Source organism: Rhodococcus sp. (in: high G+C Gram-positive bacteria) (assembly GCF_049299235.1).
GTDB lineage: Bacteria > Actinomycetota > Actinomycetes > Mycobacteriales > Mycobacteriaceae > Rhodococcus.
Genome location: NZ_JBAQXC010000363.1, coordinates 1 through 3,460 on the forward strand (window position 1 = coordinate 1; position 3,460 = coordinate 3,460).

Annotated in this window: 6 protein-coding genes; 4 read left to right on the forward strand and 2 right to left on the reverse strand. The window is 66.2% G+C overall.

Annotation, left to right across the window (positions count from 1 at the left end; translation table 11 throughout):
• Positions 1–366: 366 nt before the first annotated feature.
• The 4 genes from WAX14_RS22590 to WAX14_RS22605 all read left to right on the forward strand — a co-directional run bounded on the left by WAX14_RS22590 (position 367) and on the right by WAX14_RS22605 (position 2,554).
• Positions 367–621 (forward strand): hypothetical protein, encoded by a 255-nt coding sequence (locus tag WAX14_RS22590; RefSeq protein WP_422630277.1) that lies wholly within the window; start codon positions 367–369, stop codon positions 619–621.
• Between the two features lie 346 nt (positions 622–967).
• Positions 968–1,879 (forward strand): replication initiation protein, encoded by a 912-nt coding sequence (locus WAX14_RS22595; protein ID WP_422630278.1) that lies wholly within the window; start codon positions 968–970, stop codon positions 1,877–1,879.
• Positions 1,880–1,881: 2 nt separating this feature from the next.
• Entirely contained in the window at positions 1,882–2,181 is a 300-nt protein-coding gene (locus WAX14_RS22600; protein ID WP_422630279.1) for a replication protein RepB, read from the forward strand.
• Between the two features lie 22 nt (positions 2,182–2,203).
• Complete coding sequence (locus WAX14_RS22605; protein WP_422630280.1) at positions 2,204–2,554, forward strand: hypothetical protein; 351 nt, start codon at positions 2,204–2,206, stop codon at positions 2,552–2,554.
• Here WAX14_RS22605 and WAX14_RS22610 read toward each other — a convergent pair.
• Both WAX14_RS22610 and WAX14_RS22615 read right to left on the reverse strand, forming a co-directional pair.
• Positions 2,540–2,998, reverse strand: coding sequence for a hypothetical protein (locus WAX14_RS22610; RefSeq protein ID WP_422630281.1), 459 nt, complete (start codon positions 2,996–2,998; stop codon positions 2,540–2,542). The genes WAX14_RS22605 and WAX14_RS22610 overlap by 15 nt on opposite strands.
• Before the next feature lie 70 nt (positions 2,999–3,068).
• A complete protein-coding gene (locus WAX14_RS22615; RefSeq protein ID WP_422630282.1) occupies positions 3,069–3,278 on the reverse strand; it encodes a hypothetical protein in 210 nt (69 codons plus the stop codon).
• Positions 3,279–3,460: the final 182 nt, after the last annotated feature.

Below are 3,460 nucleotides of genomic sequence, written 5' to 3' on the forward strand. Positions count from 1 at the left end.
CGAGTGCCGGTGTGTGGCGGCATGGAGCTGCCGCACGCCTCGCACTTCTGCGCATCAGTCATGGTGCCAACGTAGCGCTAACGTGCGACACGTTGCCTGAATGCAAGAGGTGTGTGGTGTTTAAGTACTGTGAGCAGGGGTTATGAGTTTGGGCAAGAAGTGAGTGGGGAAGTTTCGTGACGGGGGAAGAACGGGTGATGTCGGGTGCAGTGAGTGGTGGAGGTTGTACATGTCAGTGCGGGGTTTGGGGTTAGGGTGAGTGTGCAGTCGATGACTGCGCACAACTGAATCGGCCTCGCGGCGTACCGGGTGCGGTAACACCCACAGCGACGCGACGGGGCCGGCTCTCTCACCGGTCTGGTTTCTGTGCTCGCCACGACGACGAGCTCGCTGCACTGGGCCACCCTCGTTGCCCACCACGCCACTCAGAGTTCCTCGGCGCTCCGCTCGGCTGGGTGGTCGCTCGACGAGCGGCACGCAGTCAATCCGGTCCGCGCACAGCTGCAGCTCGCCGCGCGGCACACTCGGTCCGCCCGTGCCGCGCTCGAGGACGCCAACCGGCACGCGCTCGCGCTCCACGACCTGCTGCACCCTGTCGACGTCGACCGCGCCGACTCGTGACCCTCGGCCGACGACGATCTACTCTGAACCCGGCCGCGTCGGCTGGTGAGTTCAGGCGGCGTCGGCAAGAGGCCCCGGTGTTACCGCACCGGGGCCTCGCCCTGTTTCAGGCCCAGCGCAGCGACCCTCACACGGGACCCACGGTGAAGCGCTCTACAGCGAACCGCGCTTTAGGCATGCCTAATGCATAGCTTGCTCCGCCAGGTACCCCAGAGCCCTAGGGGCCAGACCCCGAGCCGAGGAACCGCGAAAGCCCAGGAGCCCGCCGAAACATCTGATTTGGTTCCTTGCCTACTTTTAATTTTTTCGGCGTGTCGTCGCCGACTTGGCACCGGGAGGGTGCATCGTGAGCCGTGTGACCGTCGCTGAGGCCCGAGAGGGCGAGTTCGAGCAGTTGTGGCTGCCGCTGTGGCCGCTCGCCTCAGATGACCTCCTGGAGGGCGTGTACCGCATGTCCAGGGGCGCGGCGCTCGGACGCCGGTACATCGAGACCAACCCCCAAGCCGTGAGCAACCTTCTCGTGGTCGACATCGATCATCCCGACGCCGCGTTGCGTGCACTGAGCGCGCAGGGATCGCACCCGATGCCCAACGCCGTCGTGTCCAACCGGGCCAACGGCCACGCACACGCGGTCTGGGCGCTCGCTGAGCCCGTCACCCGCACCGAGTACGCACGGCGCAAGCCGCTGGCGTACGCGGCCGCGGTGAGCGAAGGGCTACGCCGCGCCGTCGACGGCGACACCGGCTACAGCGGACTACTCACCAAGAACCCCACACACGAGCACTGGGACGCCGAGTGGATCCACTCCGACCTGAGATCGCTCGACCACCTGGCCGACGACCTCGGCGCCAACATGCCGCCGCCACGCTGGCGCCAGACCAAGCGACACCAAGAAGACCCCGCCGGACTCGGCCGCAACTGCCACCTATTCGAGAAGGCACGCAAGTGGGCCTACCCCCAGGCACGCCAGATACGCCTACGCCACGAGTACGCCACCGCCCAAGACACCCGCGACCTGCACACCGCAATCAGCGCTGAAGTCGCCACACGCAATGCGGCATTCACCGACCCACTGCCGGCATCTGAAGAACGCGCGATCGCCGGCAGCATTCACCGCTGGATCACCACCCGCTTTTACGGCTGGACCGACACCCGCACCGTCAATGAGGCCACCTTCACCGCGATCCAATCCGCGCGTGGGCGAAAATCAGGTGAAGCGCGCAGTCGTCAACGCACGGACCTTCGGGAGAAGCTATGAGCGTGGCCGCGCAACCTGACCGCCGCAAACGACGTATGACGGCTCGTGAAGCAGCCGAACGGTTCGGCGTCTCGCCCCGCACAATCCGGTACGTCGTCGCAGAGGAACGCACCGAGTACGTCGGCCGCGCGGTGTCGCGGCGTGATCAGATCATCGCTCTACACAGGCAGGGGCTGAAGCAAAAGGCGATCGCGGCGCAGCTCGACGTGACGCCTGCTCTGGTGTCGATCCGACTCCGGGAAGCACGAGAGGCCGGGATCGACCTGAGCCGTCTGCCCACCGCTGCCGACGAAGTGTCGTAGGTGCCTGGCACACTCGCCGGTCATGGATGATCGGGCGTTCTGGGACGAGCTGTGGCAGGCGCACGAAGCCGTGTCGACGGTCGTTGCGCGGGTCTGGACCGACGCTATCGGGATGCCTGAGCACTGGAGCTCCGAGCAACGAGCGGCGCACCTGGAGGCCGAGACCGAGCGCATCGAGGCGATCATCGACAGCGAGGTCGAGTCGCGTCAACGGGCGCTGATCGAGGAGTACCGCCGCGACCACGGCGGCGAGGGACCGGACTACCTAACCACGGTTGCGCTGCTCAACCAGGCGCGCGCGAACACACACGCCCTGGTCCTCGATGACGAACTGTTCTCGTTGGTCCCCGACGTGCCGTCAGAAGCCGAGTAGGCCCAACAGTCCACCGCGTTTGGCCGGTGGCTCCGGTGCCGGTTCCGGTGGTGGCGGTGGGTCGTCGCTGTGGCCGCGTTCGAGCATCCGCAACGACTGCTGGAGCACCTCGATGGTGCGCTCTCGTTCGGCCGCGATCGCCTCGGCACGCTCGGCCCGGTGCCGCGCTTCGTCTAGCTCACGGCGCAACCGTGCGGTGTCTTCTGCGACCTCTGTAGGGGGTGCGGTGTCACCTGTCGGGGGTGTCACGGCTGCGAGCATCCCGGCTGCAACGAGCGAGGGAATCGGGATGCTCCAGCCGCCGTGACCGTCCTCGTATGCGCCTTCGATCCGGCCTGACCTGCGTGCACGGCGGATCGTTGCGACCGACACTCCGCATGCCTTGGCTGCCTCGGACTGCGACAGCGTCGGGGGTGCACCGTGGGGTCCGGTAGGGGATGCCATGGGCACCATAGTGGCACCCTCGAACGGGTTCCGATCCGGTGCCACGCGGTACGGAAAACTGCGGTGGTACCTACCGATTCGCACGCATGACGACGCTCGTGATCGTCTTCCTGAGGTCGAGAACGGCCGAGACAACGCCGTTGTATTCGACGCCTGAACATCGCCCGGAGCTGATGTTCTCGTTGAGCTGGACGAGCAGTTGGCGGGTCGCTTCGGGTGACTCCAGGACCGCCGCAACGGCACGTTCTGCGTCGACGGCCGGGACCGATCCGGTGCCCAAGCGCCGCGCTCTGCTGGCCCTCGATCGGCACGCGCTGGAGCAGAAGCGGCGGGGTCGAGTGCCGGTGTGTGGCGGCATGGAGCTGCCGCACGCCTCGCACTTCTGCGCATCAGTCATGGTGCCAACGTAGCGCTAACGTGCGACACGTTGCCTGAATGCAAGAGGTGTGTGGTGTTTAAGTA